The 22183-nt window shown below is 47.8% G+C and carries 20 protein-coding genes, 1 tRNA gene and 4 pseudogenes; 8 read left to right on the forward strand and 17 right to left on the reverse strand.

Annotation, left to right across the window (positions count from 1 at the left end; genetic code table 11):
- Window positions 1-62: 62 nt before the first annotated feature.
- The gene (locus ABNN70_RS01920; protein ID WP_353948583.1) at window positions 63-242 is read left to right on the forward strand and encodes a hypothetical protein; all 180 of its coding nucleotides are present in this window, start codon (window positions 63-65) and stop codon (window positions 240-242) included.
- A gap of 223 nt (window positions 243-465) precedes the next feature.
- On the opposite strand, the gene ABNN70_RS01925 is transcribed toward ABNN70_RS01920, so the two are convergent.
- Together ABNN70_RS01925 and ABNN70_RS01930 are read right to left on the reverse strand one after the other, a co-directional pair.
- Window positions 466-1821, reverse strand: a complete 1356-nt coding sequence (locus ABNN70_RS01925) for a PFL family protein (RefSeq protein WP_353948584.1) — start codon at window positions 1819-1821, stop codon at window positions 466-468.
- Window positions 1822-1845: 24 nt separating this feature from the next.
- The gene (locus ABNN70_RS01930) at window positions 1846-2115 is read right to left on the reverse strand and encodes an ACT domain-containing protein (protein ID WP_129929375.1); all 270 of its coding nucleotides are present in this window, start codon (window positions 2113-2115) and stop codon (window positions 1846-1848) included.
- Window positions 2116-2229: 114 nt separating this feature from the next.
- On the opposite strand from ABNN70_RS01930, the gene ABNN70_RS01935 reads away from it, so the two are divergent.
- Window positions 2230-2300, forward strand: a tRNA-Gly gene (locus ABNN70_RS01935).
- A gap of 61 nt (window positions 2301-2361) precedes the next feature.
- Here ABNN70_RS01935 and ABNN70_RS01940 read toward each other — a convergent pair.
- Together ABNN70_RS01940 and ABNN70_RS01945 are read right to left on the reverse strand one after the other, a co-directional pair.
- Window positions 2362-2958 carry a histidine phosphatase family protein gene (locus ABNN70_RS01940; RefSeq protein WP_129929374.1) on the reverse strand — a complete coding sequence of 199 codons (597 nt, stop codon included), beginning with the start codon at window positions 2956-2958 and terminating at the stop codon, window positions 2362-2364.
- Window positions 2959-3136: 178 nt separating this feature from the next.
- A complete protein-coding gene (locus ABNN70_RS01945) occupies window positions 3137-3736 on the reverse strand; it encodes a TetR family transcriptional regulator C-terminal domain-containing protein (RefSeq protein ID WP_129929373.1) in 600 nt (199 codons plus the stop codon).
- A gap of 96 nt (window positions 3737-3832) precedes the next feature.
- Here ABNN70_RS01945 and ABNN70_RS01950 point away from each other — a divergent pair, with 96 nt between their 5' ends.
- Window positions 3833-4381: a hypothetical protein gene (locus ABNN70_RS01950; protein WP_129929372.1), complete on the forward strand. Its 549-nt coding sequence runs from the start codon at window positions 3833-3835 to the stop codon at window positions 4379-4381.
- Between the two features lie 180 nt (window positions 4382-4561).
- Here ABNN70_RS01950 and ABNN70_RS01955 read toward each other — a convergent pair whose 3' ends face one another.
- The 4 genes and pseudogenes from ABNN70_RS01955 to ABNN70_RS01970 form a co-directional block, all read right to left on the reverse strand.
- A complete protein-coding gene (locus ABNN70_RS01955) occupies window positions 4562-5527 on the reverse strand; it encodes an ABC transporter permease (RefSeq protein WP_129929371.1) in 966 nt (321 codons plus the stop codon).
- Complete coding sequence (locus ABNN70_RS01960) at window positions 5527-6591, reverse strand: ABC transporter permease (RefSeq protein WP_353948585.1); 1065 nt, start codon at window positions 6589-6591, stop codon at window positions 5527-5529. The genes ABNN70_RS01955 and ABNN70_RS01960 overlap by 1 nt, the downstream gene beginning before the upstream one ends.
- Window positions 6588-8111: an ABC transporter ATP-binding protein gene (locus ABNN70_RS01965; protein WP_353948586.1), complete on the reverse strand. Its 1524-nt coding sequence runs from the start codon at window positions 8109-8111 to the stop codon at window positions 6588-6590. Before ABNN70_RS01965 ends, ABNN70_RS01960 begins: the two co-directional genes overlap by 4 nt.
- A gap of 205 nt (window positions 8112-8316) precedes the next feature.
- Window positions 8317-9389: pseudogene (locus ABNN70_RS01970) on the reverse strand (BMP family ABC transporter substrate-binding protein).
- Between the two features lie 282 nt (window positions 9390-9671).
- Here ABNN70_RS01970 and ABNN70_RS01975 point away from each other — a divergent pair.
- Window positions 9672-10031, forward strand: a complete 360-nt coding sequence (locus tag ABNN70_RS01975) for a Lin0512 family protein (RefSeq protein WP_129929367.1) — start codon at window positions 9672-9674, stop codon at window positions 10029-10031.
- Window positions 10032-10101: 70 nt separating this feature from the next.
- Here the strand turns inward: ABNN70_RS01975 and ABNN70_RS01980 are convergent, their stop codons facing one another.
- Window positions 10102-10485, reverse strand: coding sequence for a spore germination protein GerW family protein (locus ABNN70_RS01980; RefSeq protein WP_353948587.1), 384 nt, complete (start codon window positions 10483-10485; stop codon window positions 10102-10104).
- Between the two features lie 106 nt (window positions 10486-10591).
- On the reverse strand, window positions 10592-10936 hold the full coding sequence (locus ABNN70_RS01985) for a MazG-like family protein (protein ID WP_129929365.1): 345 nt from the start codon (window positions 10934-10936) through the stop codon (window positions 10592-10594).
- A 211-nt stretch (window positions 10937-11147) separates the two neighbouring features.
- Between ABNN70_RS01985 and ABNN70_RS01990 the strand changes: the two genes are divergently transcribed.
- Window positions 11148-12380: an MFS transporter gene (locus ABNN70_RS01990; protein WP_353948588.1), complete on the forward strand. Its 1233-nt coding sequence runs from the start codon at window positions 11148-11150 to the stop codon at window positions 12378-12380.
- A gap of 33 nt (window positions 12381-12413) precedes the next feature.
- Here ABNN70_RS01990 and ABNN70_RS01995 read toward each other — a convergent pair whose 3' ends face one another.
- The 6 genes and pseudogenes from ABNN70_RS01995 to ABNN70_RS02020 form a co-directional block, all read right to left on the reverse strand.
- On the reverse strand, window positions 12414-13154 hold the full coding sequence (locus ABNN70_RS01995; RefSeq protein ID WP_353948589.1) for a TIGR02206 family membrane protein: 741 nt from the start codon (window positions 13152-13154) through the stop codon (window positions 12414-12416).
- A gap of 77 nt (window positions 13155-13231) precedes the next feature.
- A pseudogene (locus ABNN70_RS02000) lies at window positions 13232-14670 on the reverse strand (MDR family MFS transporter).
- Window positions 14671-15087: 417 nt separating this feature from the next.
- Window positions 15088-15453 carry a hypothetical protein gene (locus tag ABNN70_RS02005; RefSeq protein WP_129929361.1) on the reverse strand — a complete coding sequence of 122 codons (366 nt, stop codon included), beginning with the start codon at window positions 15451-15453 and terminating at the stop codon, window positions 15088-15090.
- A complete protein-coding gene (locus ABNN70_RS02010; protein WP_129929360.1) occupies window positions 15453-15965 on the reverse strand; it encodes an Rrf2 family transcriptional regulator in 513 nt (170 codons plus the stop codon). The genes ABNN70_RS02005 and ABNN70_RS02010 overlap by 1 nt, the downstream gene beginning before the upstream one ends.
- Before the next feature lie 126 nt (window positions 15966-16091).
- Window positions 16092-17509 (reverse strand): annotated as a pseudogene (locus tag ABNN70_RS02015) (MDR family MFS transporter).
- A gap of 826 nt (window positions 17510-18335) precedes the next feature.
- Window positions 18336-18829: pseudogene (locus tag ABNN70_RS02020) on the reverse strand (YbaK/EbsC family protein).
- Between the two features lie 214 nt (window positions 18830-19043).
- Between ABNN70_RS02020 and ABNN70_RS02025 the strand changes: the two are divergent.
- Window positions 19044-19415 carry a ParB N-terminal domain-containing protein gene (locus ABNN70_RS02025; protein WP_129929357.1) on the forward strand — a complete coding sequence of 124 codons (372 nt, stop codon included), beginning with the start codon at window positions 19044-19046 and terminating at the stop codon, window positions 19413-19415.
- A 108-nt stretch (window positions 19416-19523) separates the two neighbouring features.
- On the opposite strand, the gene ABNN70_RS02030 is transcribed toward ABNN70_RS02025, so the two are convergent.
- Complete coding sequence (locus tag ABNN70_RS02030) at window positions 19524-19946, reverse strand: hypothetical protein (protein ID WP_129929356.1); 423 nt, start codon at window positions 19944-19946, stop codon at window positions 19524-19526.
- A gap of 297 nt (window positions 19947-20243) precedes the next feature.
- Between ABNN70_RS02030 and ABNN70_RS02035 the strand changes: the two genes are divergently transcribed.
- Both ABNN70_RS02035 and ABNN70_RS02040 read left to right on the forward strand, forming a co-directional pair.
- The gene (locus ABNN70_RS02035; protein WP_353948590.1) at window positions 20244-20966 is read left to right on the forward strand and encodes a hypothetical protein; all 723 of its coding nucleotides are present in this window, start codon (window positions 20244-20246) and stop codon (window positions 20964-20966) included.
- The gene (locus ABNN70_RS02040) at window positions 20963-21985 is read left to right on the forward strand and encodes an alkaline phosphatase PhoX (protein WP_353948591.1); all 1023 of its coding nucleotides are present in this window, start codon (window positions 20963-20965) and stop codon (window positions 21983-21985) included. The genes ABNN70_RS02035 and ABNN70_RS02040 overlap by 4 nt, the downstream gene beginning before the upstream one ends.
- The last annotated feature ends 198 nt before the right edge of the window (window positions 21986-22183 follow it).

Genomic DNA, 22183 nt, shown 5'->3' on the forward strand with positions numbered 1-22183 from the left:
GAAGGCCACACTAATCAGGACGGTTCATCCGTCCAAACTATAACAGAAAGCTGTGAATCACCTTGGCGGAAAAAAAACATTCAGAAGAAAAGCACAACTCCAACGGTCTTGCATCCCGTGCATTCAGCGAAGAATTAGCTCAGCCCATGGATGAACATTCGGTCGAAGAACGGGAACGCGCGCAGCGTACCGGCGACGAATATGGCTCTGATTCCAAAAAAGAGCACAGCGAAAAGAAATAATTTAAGAAAAAAGGATCTGCGGCATGCTCCGCGGATCCTTTTTTATCCCGCATTAACAGTAAGACGCCCCCTCAGGGTACGAGTTCAACTGACAGTCAGTGGCGGATGAAGAAAATCCCCACTGTCTGACGTTTCACTTTATTCAGGATGCAAACCCATGGAAACCTGGAAAACCTGACTTAAGTATAACAGAAGTGGGATATCGATCGGCATGATCTGCTTCTCAATTTTTGAACGAATGGATCGGCGATGGAATACGCCCGCCCCGTGCAATGAAATCTGATGAGGAGTATGGGCTGACGGCCATAACCGGTGCATGACCGAGCAGACCACCGAACACCACCTGATCCCCGACTTTCTTTCCCGGGGCGGGAATGACACGTACGGCCGTCGTCTTATTATTGATCACACCGATTGCCGCTTCATCCGCTATCATCGCTGAAATGGTTTCAGATGGCGTCTCACCGGGAATCGCGATCATATCCAGACCGACTGAGCAGACCGCCGTCATCGCTTCAAGTTTGGACAGACTCAGCGACCCCTTCTCCACCGCCTCAATCATGCCGGCATCTTCCGAAACAGGTATGAAGGCCCCACTGAGCCCGCCGACATGACTGCAGGCCATCACGCCGCCCTTTTTCACCGCATCATTTAATAAGGCAAGGGCCGCCGTCGTACCATGTGTGCCGGCAGATTCAAGTCCCATTTCTTCAAGAATACGGGCGACCGAATCACCAACAGCCGGAGTCGGTGCAAGCGACAGATCAACAATACCGGCTGGAACACCCAGCCGCTGCGAGGCCTCATGCCCGACAAGCTGCCCCATCCTTGTAATTTTGAAGGCAATTTTCTTCACCGTCTCGGAAACGACATCAAATGGCTTTCCTTTAACCTTCTCAAGTGCCCGTTTCACAACACCTGGTCCGCTGACGCCGACATTCAGGATGCATTCTGCTTCGCCGACACCATGAAAGGCACCGGCCATAAAAGGATTATCCTCGACAGCATTGGCAAATATGACCAGTTTTGCACAGCCCAGACCCTGATCATCCGCTGTTCGTTCAGCCGTCTTTTTCACAACCCGTCCCATTTCAGCGACCGCATCCATATTAATACCGGCTTTTGTCGAACCCACGTTAACTGAAGAGCAGACCCGCCCGGTTTCAGCCAGGGCTTCAGGAATGGAGGCAATCAGCTTACGATCCCCTGAAGTACAGCCCTTCTGCACCAGTGCACTGAATCCGCCGATAAAATTAACACCTGTTGTTTCAGCTGCTGCATCCAGCGTTTTCGCAAAAGCTGTATAATCCTGATCCTGCGATGCACCGGCAACGATGGACACCGGGGTCACTGAAATCCGTTTATGAATGATCGGGATGCCAAACTCATTTTCAATATCCTCACCTGTACGCACCAGGTTTTCAGCCAGGCGGGTAATCTTGTCGTAGATCTTATCCCGTGCCCGTTTTCCATCACTGTCTATACAGTCCAGTAATGAGATGCCCATCGTAATCGTCCGGATATCAAGCTGTTCTTCCTCGATCATCCGGATGGTCTCTAATATCTGTTTTGTTTCCATTTTCTCTGAAAACCTCCGTATGCATTATAAGCTGTGCATTGATGTAAAAATTTCTTCCCGCTGGACCTTAATCTGAACGTTTAATTCAGTACCCTTTTCTGTCATCGCCTTTTTGATATCACCAAAATGTTCTCCGGCCTCTGTCAGGTCAAGAATCATCATCATCGTGAAATAGCCGTTCATAATCGTCTGCGACACGTCAAGTATATTCACATGTAAGTCGGCCAGTTTACCACTGACTCCGGCTATAATTCCCACCTTATCCTTACCGATAACCGTTAAAATTGCTTTCACCTTCGACACTCCCTGTCTGATCTTTTTATCTGCCTGAACCCGGCGACTGAGCATTGACAAAAACGCTTTATTTATATAAGATTATAACTGTCTTTTAAACGAAAATCAGAATATGCGGGTGTAGTTTAATGGTAAAATTAGAGCTTCCCAAGCTCTCGTCGTGGGTTCGATTCCCATCACCCGCTTCACTTACCAGGGAACGGAGATCTGTCCGTTCCCTTTCATTTTCCCTTTTTTCGCTTCCGTTCAGATGCTCGTGACCTTACCGAACGATTTCAGGTGATCAATCCGGTTATAGTCAACAATGTCCCATGAATCACCCTGTGAGCGAATATGGCTGATGCACGTATTAAACAATTTGGTTTTTCCTGTGCCTATCTCTCCGCTTGAAAGCGTGGCAAGGATTACATTAATCAGTCCGCCATGAGCAACCAGGAGAACAGATTCATCCTGATACCTGCCGCGAATCTGATCCAGACCGGCCATCACACGTTTCTGAATTGAGCTGAATGGCTCCATGCCCGGGATATGTCCATCGGGAAAATGGCTATCTCTTTCATTTACTGTCATTCCAGATGCCCGTCCATAATCCTTCTCAATAAAATTACTGTTGACAAACAGTGGTAAATGGCCGACATAGTGGTTACAAATCAACGCCGTTTCTTTTGCCCTTAACAGCGGGCTGGAATATACGGCCGAAAATGTCGAACCCCTCAGGTACCTGCCGACGATCATCGCCTGCTGCTCGCCCCTCTCATTCAGTGGGATATCCTCCCGTCCCTGCAGTTTTCCCATCGCGTTCCAGTCTGTTTCGCCATGCCTTACGAGGCATATTGCCGTCATCGTTCATCCTCCATCTGTCTGTTACCTGAACACAGCTCAGAAAGCCTCTGTTTTCTGAGCCTGTGCTACAGATATTTTTTGATTTTTTGACCCGTTAAAAACATTATAACGAAAATATACCGTCCGTGTTTCATACAAAAAGAAACTTTTTTTATTGATCAGAGATTCGTCCCGCAGGTCAGCCTGCTGATCCACAAAGCTGCGCGATATGATAGCGAAGCAGCGACACCATCGTTTCCGGAGTGAGCCGGTCCGGGCGCAATAAGCCATGTACCGCCAGACCATCCAGAAGGGCATACAGTCTTTCAGTTTCCAGCCGGCGGTTGATAGCCCGGCTGATCAGCCCGGAGCCGGAAAGCCGGTCGATGACTATCGAACAGGCTAAACGCAGTTTATCATCCATTTCATCACATAAAGATCTGAAAACCGGACGATGGATCACTCCGGCCGTAAACGCATACCACACCTCCATTTCCAGCCGTTGTTCCTTATTAAGGGGTAAAAACTGACTTAAAAGCTGGACGGATCGTTCTACCGGTGTACCGGAAAAGGTAAGCTTCTGAAAACGTCCTTCAATCCTGTCTATGACCAGCTTCATGGAAAATAACAGCAGATCTTCCTGGCTGTTGAAATAGTGGCGCATCGCTCCCGCAGATAAGCCGGCTTCATGAGAAACTTTTCGGACCGTTGCGCCTGATATACCCTCATTTCTGATTGTACGCCAGCAGGCTTCTGCTACTTTTTGTTTTCTTTGATCATGATCTACTTTTTTTGGCATATCCAAAGTATAACATGGTTGATTTAAATCATACAGTTGTGTTAAAATGTTTTTAACACATTTGTGTTAAATTAAACAGCGGGGAGAAAATGGTATATGATTTATTGGTTTATCATCGCGGATGAGATCAGTTTCTGGTTATTCATTTTACTTGGATTAATCACCCGATACATTATGAAGAAAGAAAAACTCAGCCTTTTCTTTTTTATTTCCACGCCCTTTCTGGATCTTCTTCTTCTGATACTGACTTTTTTCGATCTCAGAAGCGGTCATCCTGCCAGTTTCGCTCACGCTCTAGCAGCCATATATATTGGTGTCAGTATCGCCTTTGGTTCGCAGATGGTCAAGTGGGCTGATGTCCGTTTTGCCCATCACTTTGCCGGTGGGCCCGCGCCGGCAAAGAAACCGAAGTTCGGAAAAGCACATGCCAGATGGGAAAGACAGGGCTGGTACCGTCATTTGCTGGCCTGGTTCATTGGGTCAGGACTGATGCTCGTCGTTTATTTCCTGTCCGGGCATCCCGATCAGAATGAAGTGCTTTTTAAAACCGCCCGTCTGTGGCTGATTATCCTCGCTGCCGATTTTATTATCAGTTTCAGTTATACCCTGTTCCCGAAAAAAGACGCGCAAAAATCCACATGGTGAAAAAGCGTCTGCCAACTGGCGAATCGAGCGGCGCCAGTGTTCATTTGTTCTGATCCTTTTCCCGCGAAAAATTTTGATATAAAAAAGCCGGTCACCCACAATAAAGGGACCGGCGATATTTTTGAATGACAGGATAAGAGCAGCTCCGGATCAGCAGCCTGGCTGACTCAGTCAGGCTTTCTATCTTTGTCCCTTAATATAAGGTACCCCGTCCGCCTTTGGTGCTTCCGCCCGGCCGACAAATCCGGTCAGAACGATCAGAGTCAGCACATAAGGCGCGGTCAGCATGATCACCGACGGCAGCTGATCAAGATATGGAATTTGCTGGCTGGTGATGCTCAGCGCCTGTGCAAATCCGAAGAACAGAGAAGCGCCCATTGCCCCTATCGGATGCCATTTCCCGAAAACCATCGCAGCCAGTGCCAGGAAGCCCTGACCGGCAATCGTCGACACATTATAGTTGGAGGTAATAGTGACCAGGTAAACCGCACCGCCGATCCCGCCGAATAGACCACTTAACATCACACCCATATACCGCATCTTCGTGACATTAATCCCCAGCGTATCGGCAGCAGCCGGGTGTTCACCTACTGAACGCAGTCTGAGCCCAAACGCCGTTTTATAGATGATATACCAGACCACAAACGCAGCCAGTATGGCCAGATAGGACGTATAGGTCACCTGCTGGAAGAAAATCGGACCGATGAAGGGAATATCCTTCAGCACGGGGATACTGATTTTATCAATGTTGTTTTCAATATACGGTGTCTGTCCCTTCCCGCTGAAGATCATCTTAACAAGAAAAATGGTCAATCCGGCCGCCAGAAAGTTCAGTGCCACACCACTGACCGTCTGATCTGCCCGAAAGCTGATCGAGGCCACCGCATGAATCAGGGAGAACAGCCCGCCGGCGATGCCGGCAATAAGAATGGCGAGCCAGGGAGATGCAGCCCCTGCTCCCGCCTGCTCAAGACCAAGCGTGCAGACAGCTGCCGTAAAAGCACCAATGGCCATCAGGCCTTCCAGACCAATATTAACGACACCTGACCGCTCTGAAAAAACACCTCCGAGCGCAGTAAAAATCAGAGGGGCTGCTGTCAGTAAAGTGGAAGGAATGATAATCGTCAACACTTCAAAGAAACTCATTATTTATTCCCCCTTCCTGCAAACCGCAGCCAGATCCACTTTATGACATAACTGGAACCGACAAAGAAGATGATCAGAGCAATAATGATTTGAATGAGTTCAATAGGAACACCGGCAACAGACTGCATCGTCATGCCTCCGGTCTGCAGGCCGGCAAACAGTGCACCGGACAGGACAACGCCGACCGGTGTGTTTAAACCGAGAAGCGCAACGGCAATGCCATTAAAACCAATGCCGGTAAATGCCGAATTTATCGTCATATATTGATAAGTACCAAGGCCTTCCATGGCTCCGCCAAGTCCGGCAAATAATCCGGACAGCGTCAGAGACAGAATGATATTTCTGCCCACGTTCATCCCGGCATATTTTGATGCATCCTGGCTAAAGCCGACCGATCGCAGTTCATACCCTTTAGTCGTCTTCCACAGGATGAACCACATGGCGAAGACGGCAAGTATCACAACGATAAATCCCCAGTGCAGCCGTGAACCCTGTGTCAGGTTAGCCAGCATCGGTGAGGCCAGTGAAGCTGTTTCGGGAATCGTCGGTGTCCGTTCACCTTCTGTATACAGGAAATTCTTGATGATATAAGCCGTCGTATATAAGGCAATGTAATTCATCATGATCGTCGAGATGACTTCATGGACCTTGAACCGGGCCTTCAAAAGTCCGGGGATAAACCCCCAGAAACCTCCGGCAACTCCGCCGGCAATAATGCTCAGCGGCAGCAGAATGAATTTCGGCAGACCATCAAGAAGGATCGCGCAGGCAACAGAAGCCAGCCAGCCGGCCATCAGCTGCCCCTCAACACCGATATTAAACAAACCGGTCCGGAAAGCGAAGGCTACGGCAATACCGGCCAGAACAAGCGGAATCATTGCCCTTATGGTTTCACCGCTATAGTATGGCTGGAGAAAAATCGATTCAATGATGGACTGATAGGCAAGAATCGGATCGTAGCCGGCTATCAGCATAATGACTGCACCGCAGATCAGGCCAAGTATAACGGATAAAATCGGAATCATCACCGTCATCCAGTTTATTTTCCTCAGCCATCTGTTCATGACCTGCCCACCTCACTCTTACGTCCGGCCATCAGAAGGCCCAGCTGTTTTTCATCTGTTTCTTCAGGATTGACGATATCAATAATACTGCCTTCATAAATGACGGCAATACGGTCACTCAAATGAAGAATCTCATCCAGTTCAAATGAAACCAGTAAAACTGCCTTTCCTTTTTTCCTCTCTTCGAGCAATTTACCATGAATAAACTCAATCGCGCCGATATCGAGCCCACGGGTCGGCTGCGCAGCAATCAGCAGTTGCGGGCTTCGGTCCACTTCACGTGCCACAATGACCTTCTGCTGATTCCCGCCGGAAAGCGAACGGGCAAGCGTTTTAGCATCAGGCGTCCGGATATCGTATTCTTTAATTAATTGCCTGGCTTTCTTTGAAATCACTTTATTTTTCAGAATGCCCCTTTTCGCGTAAGGCTCTTTGTAATAAGTCTGCAAGGCAAGATTCTCTCTGACCGTGAAGTCCAGGACAAGACCGTGTTTCTGCCTGTCCTCCGGGATAAAACCAAGCCCTGCCTCAATAATCCGGCGTGTCTTCTGATTTGTGACATCCTGTCCGTTGATACGGATCGTGCCGCCGTGCGTTTTTCTCAGGCCGGCGATGGCTTCAACCAGCTCCTCCTGTCCGTTCCCGTCAACACCGGCAATGCCCAGAATTTCACCGCCATGAACAGTCAGGTTGAGGTCGTTCACTGCTTTGACTTTTCTTGAATCCAGAACGTTCAGGTGATGAATCTCCAGCACCTTTTCTTTTGGCTCGTATGGGGAATCATTAAGCTGAACATTCACTTTGCGCCCAACCATCATATTCGCCAGATCACTCGGGTTGGTCTCATCCATATTGACCGTGTCGATGACTTTCCCCCGGCGGATGACCGTGCAGCGGTCACAGGCTTCAAAAATTTCTTTAAGCTTGTGGGTAATCAGAATAATTGATTTCCCTTCCCGAACGAGCCGTTTCATGATCGCAATCAGTTCTTCAATTTCAATCGGAGTCAGAACGGCTGTCGGTTCATCAAAGATCAGGATGTCCGATCCGCGATACAGGGTCTTCAGAATTTCGACGCGTTGCTGCATACCGACTGTGATATCTTCGACCTTTTTCAACGGGTCGACGTCAAGCCCGTACTTTTCCGATAATGCGCGGACAATTTTAACTGCTTTAGCAAGGTCAAGCCGTCCGTGTTTTTTGGGTTCCTTTCCGAGAATGATATTTTCAGCAACCGTAAACTTTTCAATCAGCATAAAGTGCTGGTGAACCATACCGATACCAAGACGGTTCGCATCATTCGGATCGCTTATTTTTACTTTCTTTCCGTGGACATAAATCTCGCCTTCGTCCGGCTGATTAAGCCCAAACAGGATATTCATCAGCGTGGATTTTCCCGCCCCATTTTCGCCGAACAGAGCGTGGATCTCTCCTTCTTTGACCTGGAGGGTGACGTCGTCATTGGCCACAATCCCCGGAAAAACTTTTCGGATATGTTTCATTTCAATCGCGCAGGGCATCCTTGTCCCCCCTCTCAGATTATGTACATGATGCACGCATGCGTCCGTCATCGTTTCAAACTGTTTTCAGGCAGGGCATCCCATTTGCAAAAAAGCAGCGAACAACAGCAGAAACCAGCTGCTATTTTCACTGTTTTTTTTTACCCATCATTATAAATGATGGATGGGGTAAACCACCCGCCCCATCCATCAAAGACTGCCTTTCTTACTTCAGACCGGATTCAAAGGTCTTGTATTCAGCATCAGTGGCGGGAACTTTAATATCTCCATTGATAATTTTCTTTTTGTAGTCTTTTACGGCATTCAGTGTTTTTTCAGAGACATTGTCCGTTGTTGGGGCAATACCCACACCATCTTCCTTCAGGCCGTATGCAAGAACTTCGCCGCCCGGAAGTTGCCTTTAAGTGCTTTGGCTGATACGTCATAAATCGCCTTGTCGACACGTTTAACCATGGAAGTCAGCGTGACATTTTCAGGCATACCCTGATCATGCTGATCCTTGTCGACACCAATGACCCAAACCTTTTTACCTTCTTTTTTCAGGTTCTTTGCTTCCGTGAAGACCCCGTTACCTGTGTCACCGGCAGAAGCATAGATAATGTCTGCACCCTTGGTATAGAGTGTCTGGGCGATAGCACGGCCTTTGTCCGGTGCATTAAAGGCTCCGGCATACTGAGCGTAAACTTCCGCCTCAGGATTTACCGATTTTACGCCGGCCTTGAAGCCATTTTCAAATTTCTTGATCAGTTCGGAATTAATTCCACCGATAAAGCCGACTTTATTTGTTTTTGTCGTCAGACCTGCGACAACACCAACAAGGAAGGACCCCTGCTGTTCCTGGAATGTAATGCTTGCTACATTTTTCAGAGGCTTGTTGTTCTTATCTACAGCAACAGCATCAATGAGACCGAGCTGTGCTTTCGGATTCTGCGCAGCAATTTTCTGAATATCATTCTGCATCAGGAATCCGATCCCGTACACAACATTGAAGTTCTGGTGTACCATCTGATTCAGATTTGGTGAATAATCAGATGGCTGGCTGGATTGCAGATATTTAATATCTGTTCCAACCTTCAGATCATTGTCCTTGCCGAATCTCTGCAGACCTTCCCATGAAGTCTGGTTGAAGGACTTGTCGTCTACTCCGCCCGTGTCCGTAACCATTCCGACCTTGAAGTTTGCTTTATCTGAAGAACCGGAACCACTCTTGCCGGCGTTATTTCCGCATCCGGCGAGGACAGTCGCGAGAACGACGATGCAGGCAATAACAATTGCCATTCTCTGTTTCAACACAAAAAAACCCCCTGTTATGTTTTATCACGATCCACAAATTTAACTATAGCTTATCCAAAAGAAAAAATAAACATAAAAAATATGTAAAAACGAAAATTAAACAAAAAATACAAAATAATGTTCGTCTTTTCAATAACCCGTATCTTGTAATGGCTTACAAGGCTGTCCTCGACCCTGCAGAATAAGAACAGAAGAAAACCGGGTTCTCTTATACATCTCTGATTTAATAGTATAATAGAAAGAAAAAACAAGAGCGAGGGATAAATCATGGAACATTTGCTGTTTATTGAGACAGGTGTCGGGATTGATGTCCATGGTCAGAGTGTGACAACTGCCTCAGTCCGTGCCGTTATTGATGCCATTCACAGAAATTCACTGCCGGGAATTACTGCTCTTCTCCCGGAAAATGATCTGAACAATATGAAAGTCCATATCCGGCTGGCTGTCCCGCTTGACAAGGACAAGCTCGATCTGGAAAAAGTGAAGGCGGAAATCCCCTACGGAACAGTCACTGTCACGGTCATGGACGGGGGTATGGCTGCGCCAAGCGGCATTTTTCTGAAGGAAAAGAACGATAAGAATGATCTGATGTATATCGTTAATGCCTCGGTAGAAGTCGGTTATTGACCCGTTTCCGATATTTACCATTAACACACCGCATCCGGCAGAACCTTTTCCGAATGCGGTGTTTCCCGTCTTATTTCAGAAATTTTCTCAGTAAAAACACCATACCCAAAGTGAAAACAGAAAAGATCAGAACGAGAGCATTAAGGTTATACGCCGGTTTGAAACGGGTACCCTGCCTGGAAATTTCATATACGCCAAACGGGCGAACAGAGAGATAGCCACCTCCCCCGCCACCACTGGCCCGATCGGGCGCCGTATCCTGTTCACCGTACAGCCCGCCGCCTCCTCCACCGGTCACCCGCACGCGTGCCACGGGAATGACCTTTTTATCATCCAGCTGGACGGGTTCACCAAAAACCGCAGTGACGTTTTCTCCTTTAACGGTATTCAGAAGCCTGTCGGTAAAAGACCCGGTCACCTGTTTATCTGACTGACGATCCTGAACCTTCTCCATAGTATGGTTCCTCCTTTTTTCCTTAACAGCATGCTGCGATTTATCCCACATGGACGGATATGTCCTGTGCACCCGAAAGGCCCCAATTGATTGAAGTTTCACTTTATTATGACTGAAAAACATCTTGCTCGCTGCAGTGAAAACGCTGATACAGTTTTTCCCGGTGCGCACGGACCAGATCTTCAAGGCTCAGGTCATACAGATTGGCAAGGATGACCAGATTGCTCAGCACATCGCCCATCTCTTCAGCCAAATTCTGCCTGATCTCTTCCTTTGATTTTCGCGCCTCTTCCGGATGATGATCCCTGCCAATTTCACAAGTACGGACAGCACGTGAGACTTCACCAACCTCTTCCATCAGAAAACCAACTCTGATATAGGGCGGCAGATCGCGCCATCCCTGTCTGCTGTAAAACTTCTTTTCCCATTCCTGCACATCACGTAAATCCACACATGACGCCTCCTGTACGACCCTATCGGCTTTCTTATAGTTTAACACGTGAAAAAGCTGGAAGCTATTTATATATGGAAGAAGCGGTACTTTCATGTGTCTTTACACCTGTTATTTTTCTATTTATAATAGGGTCAAGGTTAAGTTCACATGATAAGAAAAGCGCCCGGATATTTCCGGATAACGCAATTATTGAATCCAGGGGGATAATATGTCAGCAACTACACATAACGACGTTTTTACGGGATCCGTGAACCGGCAATCGGAAAGAAAGCTACTTGGCGTGGCCGGGCTGGCCTGGCTGTTCGATGCCATGGATGTAGGAATGATTTCATTTATTATGGTTGCGATTGGAAAAGACTGGAGCCTTGACGCCTCACAGCTGGGCTGGATCGGGTCTGTCGGATCCATCGGTATGGCTGTCGGGGCCTTCATCTTCGGTATGCTGGCTGATCGGATTGGAAGAAAAAATGTACTGATCCTGACCCTGCTTCTGTTTTCCGTTGGAGCGGGACTGTCCGCTCTCGCCACGGGGATCGGCATCTTCCTGATTCTCCGTTTCTTCATCGGTACAGGGCTGGGCGGTGAGCTTCCCGTTGCTTCAACACTTGTCTCGGAAAGTGTACCGACCGAAAAACGCGGACGCACTGTCGTGCTGCTCGAAAGTTTTTGGGCTGTCGGCTGGATTGCCGCTGCGCTTGTTTCCTATTTCATCATCCCGGATTACGGCTGGCGGGTTGCCCTCATTATCGGTGCCATTCCCGCATTTTATGCCATTTATCTGAGGTGGAATATCCATGATTCCACAAAATTTGCAGCAAAAAAGAATGAGAAACAGAATCCGTTCAAAAATATTGCTGAAATCTGGTCAAAGCCTTATGCCAGACGGACGGTTATGCTATGGATTCTCTGGTTCAGCGTGGTATTCTCCTATTACGGGATGTTTCTCTGGCTGCCGAGTGTTGTTGAAGCGAAGGGATTCAGTATGGTCAGAAGTTTCCTGTATGTCCTCGTGATGACGATCGCACAGCTGCCCGGTTATTTTACAGCGGCCTGGCTGATCGAAAAATGGGGCAGAAAAGCTGTTCTGATCGTTTATCTGCTTGGCACAGCTGTTTTTGCTTATTTCTTCGGTATTGCAGAATCCCTTCCAATGATTATGGTTTCCGGCATTCTGCTGTCCTTCTTTAACCTGGGGGCCTGGGGAGCTCTTTATGCCTATTCTCCGGAACAATATCCGACCCTCATCCGCGGTACCGGTACCGGTATGGCTGCCGCTTTCGGGCGAATCGGCGGTATTTTCGGTCCGTTAATGGTCGGATATCTTCTCCTCCGTCAGGTATCCATTGGCGTCATCTTTACGATTTTCTGTGCCTCCATCGTCGTTGGGATTCTGGCGGTACTGTTTCTCGGAAAAGAAACAAAGAATAAAGAACTGGCCTGATCCCATTACATCGGACAAAAGTCAAGTCTCCCGTCACCGGGAGACTTTTTTATTCCTGATTTTTTTAAGTTTCAGGATCAGGAAGGGGATATAGAGGATGTGAAAAACCAGCAGCATCACGCCTTCCATCGACAGCAGATACCATGGCCACGGCCCGAGAAAATCCAGAAGAGAAGCGGACGGCTTATGCATCAGATACAGATAATTGGCACCTGTCATCCGGTTAAAAAAGAAAATGATTATGCCGTATACGTTAACCAGAAAGAAGGTTATCCAGATCCATCGATAAACCGGGCGATAGCCTTTTATCAGAATCAACAGCAGGCAGGCCGCAATCATTCCCGCATGCGCCGTAAAAAATTCAATATAACGGAAATGAGGGAAAGTATATGCCCCCAGATCCGGAGTCAGCAGTGCCTGCAGCGAACTGCCGATGCCTGCGAAATAGAGAAAGTAAAACAGCCGGCGGCTCCCGCTGATCAGCATCACAGCAGCAAGGATGACCGCCAGATCACTTAACTCTATGGGAAGGGACGATTGAAGCGACCATTTTCCGAATGAGAGGGTCCAGATCTGAAAGCTTATTTCAGTCAGAAGAAGGATGGCGGCAAGAACGATTCTCACCGCAGAACTTCCCTGAGACTTCCTGATCCGCAGCGTCAAAAGACACAGGCAAATGATGAGCAAACCCGCAATTCCAAGTGTCGCCACATGTTCAACTGAAAAAAGGTCGAATGATTGTTTTTCCTCTACAGGATTCAGATACTGACCCATGAGTCCACACTCCGATCACACTCATGAACACAGTCTGCCCATCGGAGAAACAGCTCATGCATCCCTATTAAATTAACTTATTGTTCCTGCAGCGGCTCCTTCTCGGCATATGATCGTTTCAGAAAGAGACTCAGAATCAGGGAAACGACGGCAAAAATCAGGGCAATCAGGAAGGCACGGTTCATCCCGAACACCATCGCCCGGAGCAGCTGCCCCGGTGCACCGGCATTGGGAGCATGACTCAGATAATCCTTCTGACCGGAAACCATGATCCCGACAAACAGGGCCGTACCAATTCCTCCGGCAACCTGCTGCAGAGTATTCATGATTGCCGTCCCGTGCGAGTATAACTTTTTCGGCAGCTGATTGAGCCGGTGGTTGATATCGGCATCATGACCATGGCCATACTGATCATCAGCAAACCATATAAAACGATGAGATAAATCTGGCTGACGGACGTCGTCAGTCTGGTGAACAGCAGAACAATGACATTCATCAAAAGAAGGCCTGGAATAACCAGCCATCTCGGACCCAGTTTGTCAAATAAGCGCCCCATGACAGGTGACAAAAGTCCATTAATCAAGCCGCCAGGGAGCAGAGTCAGTCCGGCGCTGAGCGAAGTCAGAAGCAGCACTTTCTGCATATACAGAGGAAGCAGGATCATCGTCGCAAACAGGGTCATTAATAGCAGAATCAGAACAATCATAGAGAGGGCATACATAGGGTATTTAAACACCCGCAGATTAAGGACCGGTTCATCAATGACCAGTTGTCTCCAGATAAAGAGCCCCAGCGAGATGACACCTGCAACGAGCAGGGCGAGGCCGATCCATCCGCCCTCTGCACCCGAGCCCATACCATAAACCAGGCCGCCGACCCCTACCGTTGAAAGCACGATAGAAATGACTTCGACCTTTGGTTTTGTCACTTGAGAAACATTCTTGAGATAAAAGCAGGCAAAAATAATCGAAAAAAGAGCGAGCGGAATGACAAGAATAAAGAGCCAGCGCCATGAGAGAACAGAAATAATCAGTCCGGACAGGGTCGGACCCAGTGCGGGGGCGAACATAATCACAAGACCGATCAGTCCCATCGCCGCGCCTCTTCTATCAGGCGGATAGATGTAAAGAATGGTGTTCATCATCGTCGGCATTAAAAGTCCTGCACCGGCAGCCTGGATGACCCGTCCCAGAAGCAGTATACCGAATCCAGGAGCAACGGCACAGATCACTGTCCCGGACAGGAACAATCCCATCGCACCGAGGAACATCTGACGGGTGGTAAACCACCCGGTAAGCAGCGCTGAAACGGGCATCAGAATACCGATAACCAGCATGTAGGCAGTTGCCAGCCACTGAATCGTAGTTTCAGAAACCTGAAAGCTATCCATCAGATCTGCAAGCGCAATATTTAAAAAAGTTTCATTTAAAATGGCGACAAAGGCGCCAATAATCAGGGCAAACGTAATGGGTCCTCTTTTTATGTCCTGATTCTCTTTCGCTTGGGTGGTTTGCATCATAAGTATCAAAAGCTCCTCTTCCTATTTTTCAGACAGAAAAAAGCAGCGAAGCGCAACAGCGTTTCGCAGGGTTTTCTTTATTCCCGCATGAACGGGCAGTAAGACCCCCACCTCAAAGTCATGAGGGGGAAACGAACAGGCCCCGGGTACTGCCCGCAACAGCCCGATGGGTTCAACGAACAATCAGCGGGGAAGTGAGGCAGGCTAAAAACGAGCGCATCCTGTGCGCCCGAAAAAACCTGCTGATTGAAGTTTCACTTGGTCAGTTTTTCCACATCAAATATTCTCTCATTTATTTTCTGTGATGAAAAGAATTTTACTCATTATCGTATTCGTTTCGTTTTCCAATCATATGAAAAGCGCAGACGAAATAGCCTGCGCGTTTTCGTACATGACATTATATAAAAGGGAAGACTACCTCTGTGCTGACCAGTACCAGGAGTCCGAATGCGACCGATGTCCGTCACGTGTATCATCTTTCAATCGGACCAGCTGTGATGAGAGATCCATGAACCAATCACGGTCGGAAGTGATCAGAGCAATATCGGCCATACTACGGATCTGCTGACTGTTAAATGGTAAAACCGGAAAAGGTCTGACCAGGTAGTTCAGCGTCTCAACAACCCGACCCACAGTAGATTCACGATCGCATGCAACGACATGAACCTTCACTGTGCCTTCATGATTGTCAAAGTCAACGACATAGCCATGCATTAATTCACCATTCACAGTTCTTCCCTTCACCCAGTCGCCTTTTTTCCATGCTGCTTTCTGCTGCATCATACTTCACCACCGATCTTGTTTTTTTGAATGATCGGATTCACCTGTACTGATCCGGAAGGAACAAATTCCTGCCCGGATCGATCAGAGGAACCGTTCCGTATCTTTCTCACTTGTTCTAACAGATTTTCCAGCGTCCATTGCTCCAGATAGTTTTCCAGAATCTGCTCCGCCCCGGAAAAGGCCTGATTCATCACCTGCTGAATGCCGGACGTATCCGGGTCATCCATACAACCGGATGAACACCAGCTGAGTTTGAGTGCGGCGCATGAGGTTGATCTGTAAATCCGCGCAAGCGTACACGTACCAGGATCACAGTCCAGCCGATAACCCCCGCCCAGACCTTCCTTGGTTGATACGAGTCTTCTTTTACGCAGGATACTCATAATCTTTCGAATTCTGGCCGGATGTGTGTGCACTTTCCGGGACAATGATTCACTGTTCCAGAGATGATCAGGCGCACTTGCCAGCAGAATCAGACAATGAACCGCAATGGTAAACTCACTATTCATGTTCTGGATTCCTCTTTTAGAAGATTAGTGTAATTATAATAGATACAGTTTAAAAAATCAATGGAAATTGATTGAACAAAAAATCCCATCCCGCTTTTCGGGACAGGCGACTTAAACATCGGATTTTTACCCGGATATACTGGAATCCGGTCTCCGTACAAAAAAGGATAGGATCAGCGCAGCCAGGCAAAAAACAGAAGCTGTGAGAAACGCAATATCCACGCCGTGTATCATACCGGCAACCCCGAACCTGGCCGGATTGAGCGTTGCCGCCGCCATAACAGTAAATAAGACGGCTGTCCCAATGGAACCGGCAACCTGACGCATCGTATTATTCATCGCTGTACCATGCGGAATCAGTCTGGCAGGCAGCTGATTCAGTCCCGCCGTGGTGGTGGGCATCAGAACCATGGAAAGAGCAAACATCCGGATCGCATTGATTACGGCCAGATACGTAAACGTCGTATGCTGGTCCATCCTGCTCATCAGCAGGGTCATGACCAGAAGAATACAAAGACCGGTGATGGTCAGTCCGCGCGCACCGATTTTATCAAAAATACGGCCGGTGACCGGTGACATGATGCCCATGACCAGTGCACCGGGAGCAGCATCAATCCTGATTTTAATGGCGAAAAGCCAAGCATCGTCTGCATAAAGATGGGTAAAATAGTCGTTCCTGAAATGAATACCGCAAAGCTCAGCATCCCGATCGCCGTCGTCAGGGTGAAAACGGAATATTTAAATACGCGGAATTCAAGTATCGGTTGTTTCAGCCGGAACTGTCGCCGGATAAACACGATCAGTGCAACCGTGCCGCTTAGCAGGGTCAGCAGGACTTGCGGATGTGTCCAGCCTATACTGCCGGCAACGCTTGAGCCATAAAGCAGTCCCCCGAAACCAATTGTCGACAGGACAATGGAGAGCACATCCATTTTCGGATAGCTCAGTTTCGTTACATTCTTCAGCACAAAATAGGCTAAAATCAGATCGATCAGTGCGACGGGCAGTACAACATAGAAAAGCACCCGCCAGGGGTAATGATTCACCAGCCAGCCGGACAATGTCGGTCCAATAGCCGGGGCAAAGCCGATGACAAGGCCGAAAATGCCCATCGCTGTGCCGCGCCGATTAACCGGAAAAAGAATAAACATAACGGTCATCATCAGTGGCATCATGACGCCGGCCCCTGCCGCCTGGATAATCCGCCCGATAACCAGCGGGATAAATCCCGGTGCCACAGCACACACCAGCGTCCCCGCCGCAAAAGCCGTCATCGCGCCAAGAAACAACATACGCGTCGTAAATCGTTCTTCAAGAAACGCGGAGATCGGAATCATGATCCCGTTCACGAGCAGAAAAACAGTCTGAAGCCATTGCACAAGATTCGGTGTCAGATTCATTTCACGCATAATGCTTGGCAGTGCCGTCACAAGCAGGGTTTGATTTAAAATGGTAATGAATGCTCCGGAAGCAAGAACAAGAATAATCGGTGCGATTCGATATTCAGTACCGGAACCCACATTTTTATTTACAGTTGAATCCATTATTTCACTCTTCTCTTATTTCTTAATCACCAACGTACACGTTCGTGCCTGTGACCTGATATACATCATAACATCATAACACGAAATTTGTTGGGCTGAAAGATTTTTCCTGCATGAACGGGCCGTATCCCCTCAGGGTCATGCGGGGATACAAGCAGGACCGGGTGGGGCTCAAACTGACGGGAGATGACAACGGATAAAAACGAGGGCGTCCTGTGCGCCCGAAAGCCCCACTGATCGAAGTTTCTTTTATCATTTTTCAAATGCGCTGCGGCAATTTTTTTTCAGAGTAATAAAAAGCCGTCTGCATCTGCAGGCGGTTCTTCGCGATTTAATGGAAATTTCCGGCAGAAATCTCGTGCCTTCCATAGTCTGAATTAAAGGGCTGATCCTGTCCATCATGGGTGACATTTAGATCAGGATGGATCACACCAGCCGCACGAACCAGACAATCGACAGGATCTTTATTTTCTGCTTAATAAGCGGAGATTTATCGCTTAAATGCAGAATCAAACGGGTTTCAGCGTATCATAAGCGGAATTTTTCCGATTAGACAATGAATAATCTCTCATTTTCATGTTTCTTGAGTCAATAGGCGGAATTTCTCCGTCTATTGAAACTCGCTTATATCCTTTTTACTAAGTTAACCGGAATTCCTCCGTCTACTGAAACTCGCTTGTATTCTTTTTCCTGAATTAACCGGAATTCCTCCGTCTACTCATTTATTGAGCCACCGGGCAGCGATGCCGGGCCTGTTTTCTGCGCAACGTCCGCAACCGCCGGGCAAAAACACAAAGCGGGTCATTTTTTCGTGTAACAACCGGGATCATCCTTCTTTCTCCACTTCCGGCCAGTCCTTGCAGACGTCAACCCAGGCTTTCCCTTTCCATATGAATAAAGCTCATCTATAGTCAGTTCAATAGCAGAATTACTGCTTCCGCATGCCGGAAAAACGGTTTTAAACCTTTTGAGCGACTCATCCATATAGACCGGCCAGTCATGTTTTACAGCAAACGGGCAGACACCGCCAATGGCATGTCCGACAAGATCCAGCGTTTCATCCGCAGAAAGCATGTGCGCTTTAAAGCCAAAAGTTTTACGGAATTTTTTATTATCAATCCGCGCATCACCTGCCGTTACGACCAGCATGGCGCCTTCCTTATTTTCACCACGAAAGGCCAGTGTCTTCGCAATGCGTTCCGGCTCGACATGCAGATGTTCGGCAGCAAGGTCAACGGTTGCACTGGAGAGCTGGAGTTCTATAATATCCTTATCACGGTTGAATGGTCGGAAATAGGCTTTAACATCTTCTAATGACACAGAGATCCCTTCTTTTCGTCATGTTTATCATTCAGTTTACCAAAAGAGTCCATCATGTCAACGATAAGCCCGCTAATAGATGCAATTACTTTTACGCCCTGATCCTTCTTTCCTTTGCAATATGGCTCAATCTATATTAAATTAAAGTTACAATAGACAGGAATAGACGCCTCCGAATCCGCGACGTGGTGAATTTTAAAAGAAGGGGTTGCATATGACAGAGATCCTGAACGGGAAAGAAATCTGTAGTAAGTACAGTGATATTGAAAACGATTCATTTGGAACGGAAGATCATCAGTTTGCCCTGACCAGAGTAGATAAGAAAGATCTGTATGATGCCCCATGCTCTTTCAGCAGTAACGGAAAAAATCTGATGACGTACGAGGAATGGAAAAAGCACCCGGAAAATTATGATGGATATCACACGGATAATGTAAAACAAATGGTTGAATACATCCGTGAAGGCGGTCATCTTCCGCCGCTTATTGTCAATAAGGAGCTCGGGCTCTATGACGGTCAGCACCGTTTAACCGCATACAGCATGATTTCTGAGATTGAAAAAATCGATATTTATAAAGAAATCTGAATGTCTGTCACATGTTGCACATTCCCGTAATCAGAAAAGCTGCCTCCCGAATATACCGGGAGGCAGTTTTTTACACACTAAAAATTCTATGGAACATCGTGTTATTCTTTATCTGCATGCCGGATGCCACGGGAACTGCGGGCACCACCAGGGACGTGGCGGTCCCGGCGGACGCGGGGGACGGCCGGGCCACGGAACGCCGGGCGGAGGAGTCGGACCGAGATAAGTGAGACCGGACATATCCGTGTAGTGTTCCTGATGAGAAACCCAGCGACGCTGTCCCGGCAGAAAAACATTCATTTGAACCATACCAGTCGATGGATTAACGGACAGCAGCTGAATCGTCATCATGCGTCCATAGCTTTCCAGTCTCGTGCGATAAAAATGACCCCGTCGCCCTCTTCTTATTTCATTTTGAATGGCTTCCGGCGGCACAAGAAAAACCTGCGGCTGTTCACGTGCAACTTCCCCTTCAATCGGCCATACCGGAATTTCTTCTCCTGTGTGATGCTGTTGCGGAAATGCATTCATCTTTTTATAAACACCTGCCCAACTATTTTGTAATAGTCTATGCTGCAGGTTTGCATTCGGTTGGGCATCCGCCTGCGCGGATGAGCTGTGATCTGATGAAGATGATGAATCGTTTACTTGATTAAACCGCCCGCTTCACATTTCCCATGTCACGCAGATGTAAGAGGCCCATTGACCTGCTTCTTTTGTCAGATTTCGAGATAAATATATGAAAACTTTTACAATAGATTCATTGTTCATAAAAATATCAATCTTATACTTTTTTATGTAGCATAAATCATAGAAAAGGGGTAAATCATGAAAAAACTTGTCGCCTCAGTACTCAGTCTGGCTCTGCTGATTCCTGCTGCGGGCAGTGTCTATGCACAGCCCGGATATCACAAAAAAGTAAAGGATGTCGAATTTGTCGGAATGGCCGCGCCACAGACAGATGCGGAACGTAATGACCTGATGTACTCCGATGCCTCAATCAGGGTGACTGATCCGAACGGCCATCAGCGTACGGTTGATTTATCGTACAATCTTCTATTCAAACCCGGAGATGTGATTAACGGAAAGATAACCGGAACAACGGTGGATGCCGAGGGACACGTCATCACAGACGACTCAGGCAGACGCTTCATCTCCACAGCGCCTGACAGCAACTCACTGATGAAAGTCGCCGGTAAGCTTTACCTGATCAACCACTTTGAAAGTATTCCCAGTAACAGGGAAAAAGGACGTCTGCCCAACGCTGTCTATCTGAACCGGGTGGAACAGGACAAAAAAACCGGGAAATTGACCGTTACCGATATCACGCCGGTTGACTTTTCAGCCGATGGTGGTATCTGGACCCCCTGTGCCGGCATTCTGTCTCCGTGGAATACCCACCTCGGTGCGGAAGAATATGAACCGGATGCCCGGCTCATGAACGGAATCCGGACAACTCAGCGGTTACACAATTTGCCCGCAACTATTACAATGATCCGCAAAAAATCGGGAATCCTTATCTCTACGGCCATCTTCCTGAAATTACCGTGAATGCAAAGGGCGAAGCGACAGCAATCAAGCACTACAGCATGGGGCGGCTGTCGTTCGAGCGGACCACAGTAATGCCGGACAACCGCACCGTTTACATCGGTGATGACGGTGGCTACACGATGATGTTCATGTACATTGCTGATCAGGCCAAAGATCTCTCCGCCGGTACGCTTTATGCTGCAAAATGGATCCAGACCGATGCAAAGGATGGCGGCGCAGCAAACTTAAAATGGATTAAGCTGGGACATGCTGCTGATAAAGAAATCAAAGAACTCGCTCAGAGCCTTACATTCAGCGACATTTTTGAAACGAGCAGTGTTCCCGCCGATGGATTCACCCCCGTACGCACAAGCAGCAGCGGCGGTAAAACCGAATATCTGAAAGTCAGACCAGGCATGGAAAAAGCCGCCGCTTTTCTTGAATCCAGAAGATACGGCGCGATCAAAGGGGCAACTTCAGAATTTAATAAAATGGAAGCTGTTGAATATAACAAGACAGACAACAAAGTCTATATGGCGATGTCTTATATCGAAAAAGGAATGCTTCAGGGTAACACCGATCCGGTTGACGATATCCATGTAGATAAAATTTCCGCCGGAGGTGTTTATGAACTCAGTTTGACAAAAGGGCAGAAGGACAGCGAAAGCCATCAAATCGACAGCAATTACGTTGCCGGATCGATCGATGGACTGGTTATGGGAGAAGATCTTGCGGCTGCTGATGAAAACGGTAATACAGCAAACGTTGATAAAATTGCCAATCCGGACAATATCGTTTATTCGGGCAGCATGCGCACCCTTTTCATCGCTGAAGACAGTTCGATGCACAGCAACAACTTCGCCTGGGCTTACAACATCGATACGAAGAAATTGTCTCGAATCGTCTCTGTCCCCGGCGGAGGAGAAGCAACCGGTCTGCAGCTTCAGCAGAATCTTCATGGATATACGTATCTCATGGTCAGCTCACAGAATCCGGGGCACGTCGGATATCTGCAGCTGCCACAGCTTACCGGTCGATAAACAGATAACTGTCATTCTCTGAACCGGACCGGAACCCATGAGATCTCAGAAAAACTTGCCGACTGGCAAGTTTTTTTCACAGTCAGAGTGATCCCCGCTTCGTCTAAAAAGTGCATGACGAATAGGGTATGCGACAGTCAGAAAAGACAGATAATGGTAGTATATCTATATCACCAGGGGAAAATCCAGGGGGGACTG

This window comes from Sporolactobacillus sp. Y61, from assembly GCF_040529185.1.
GTDB lineage: Bacteria > Bacillota > Bacilli > Bacillales > Sporolactobacillaceae > Sporolactobacillus.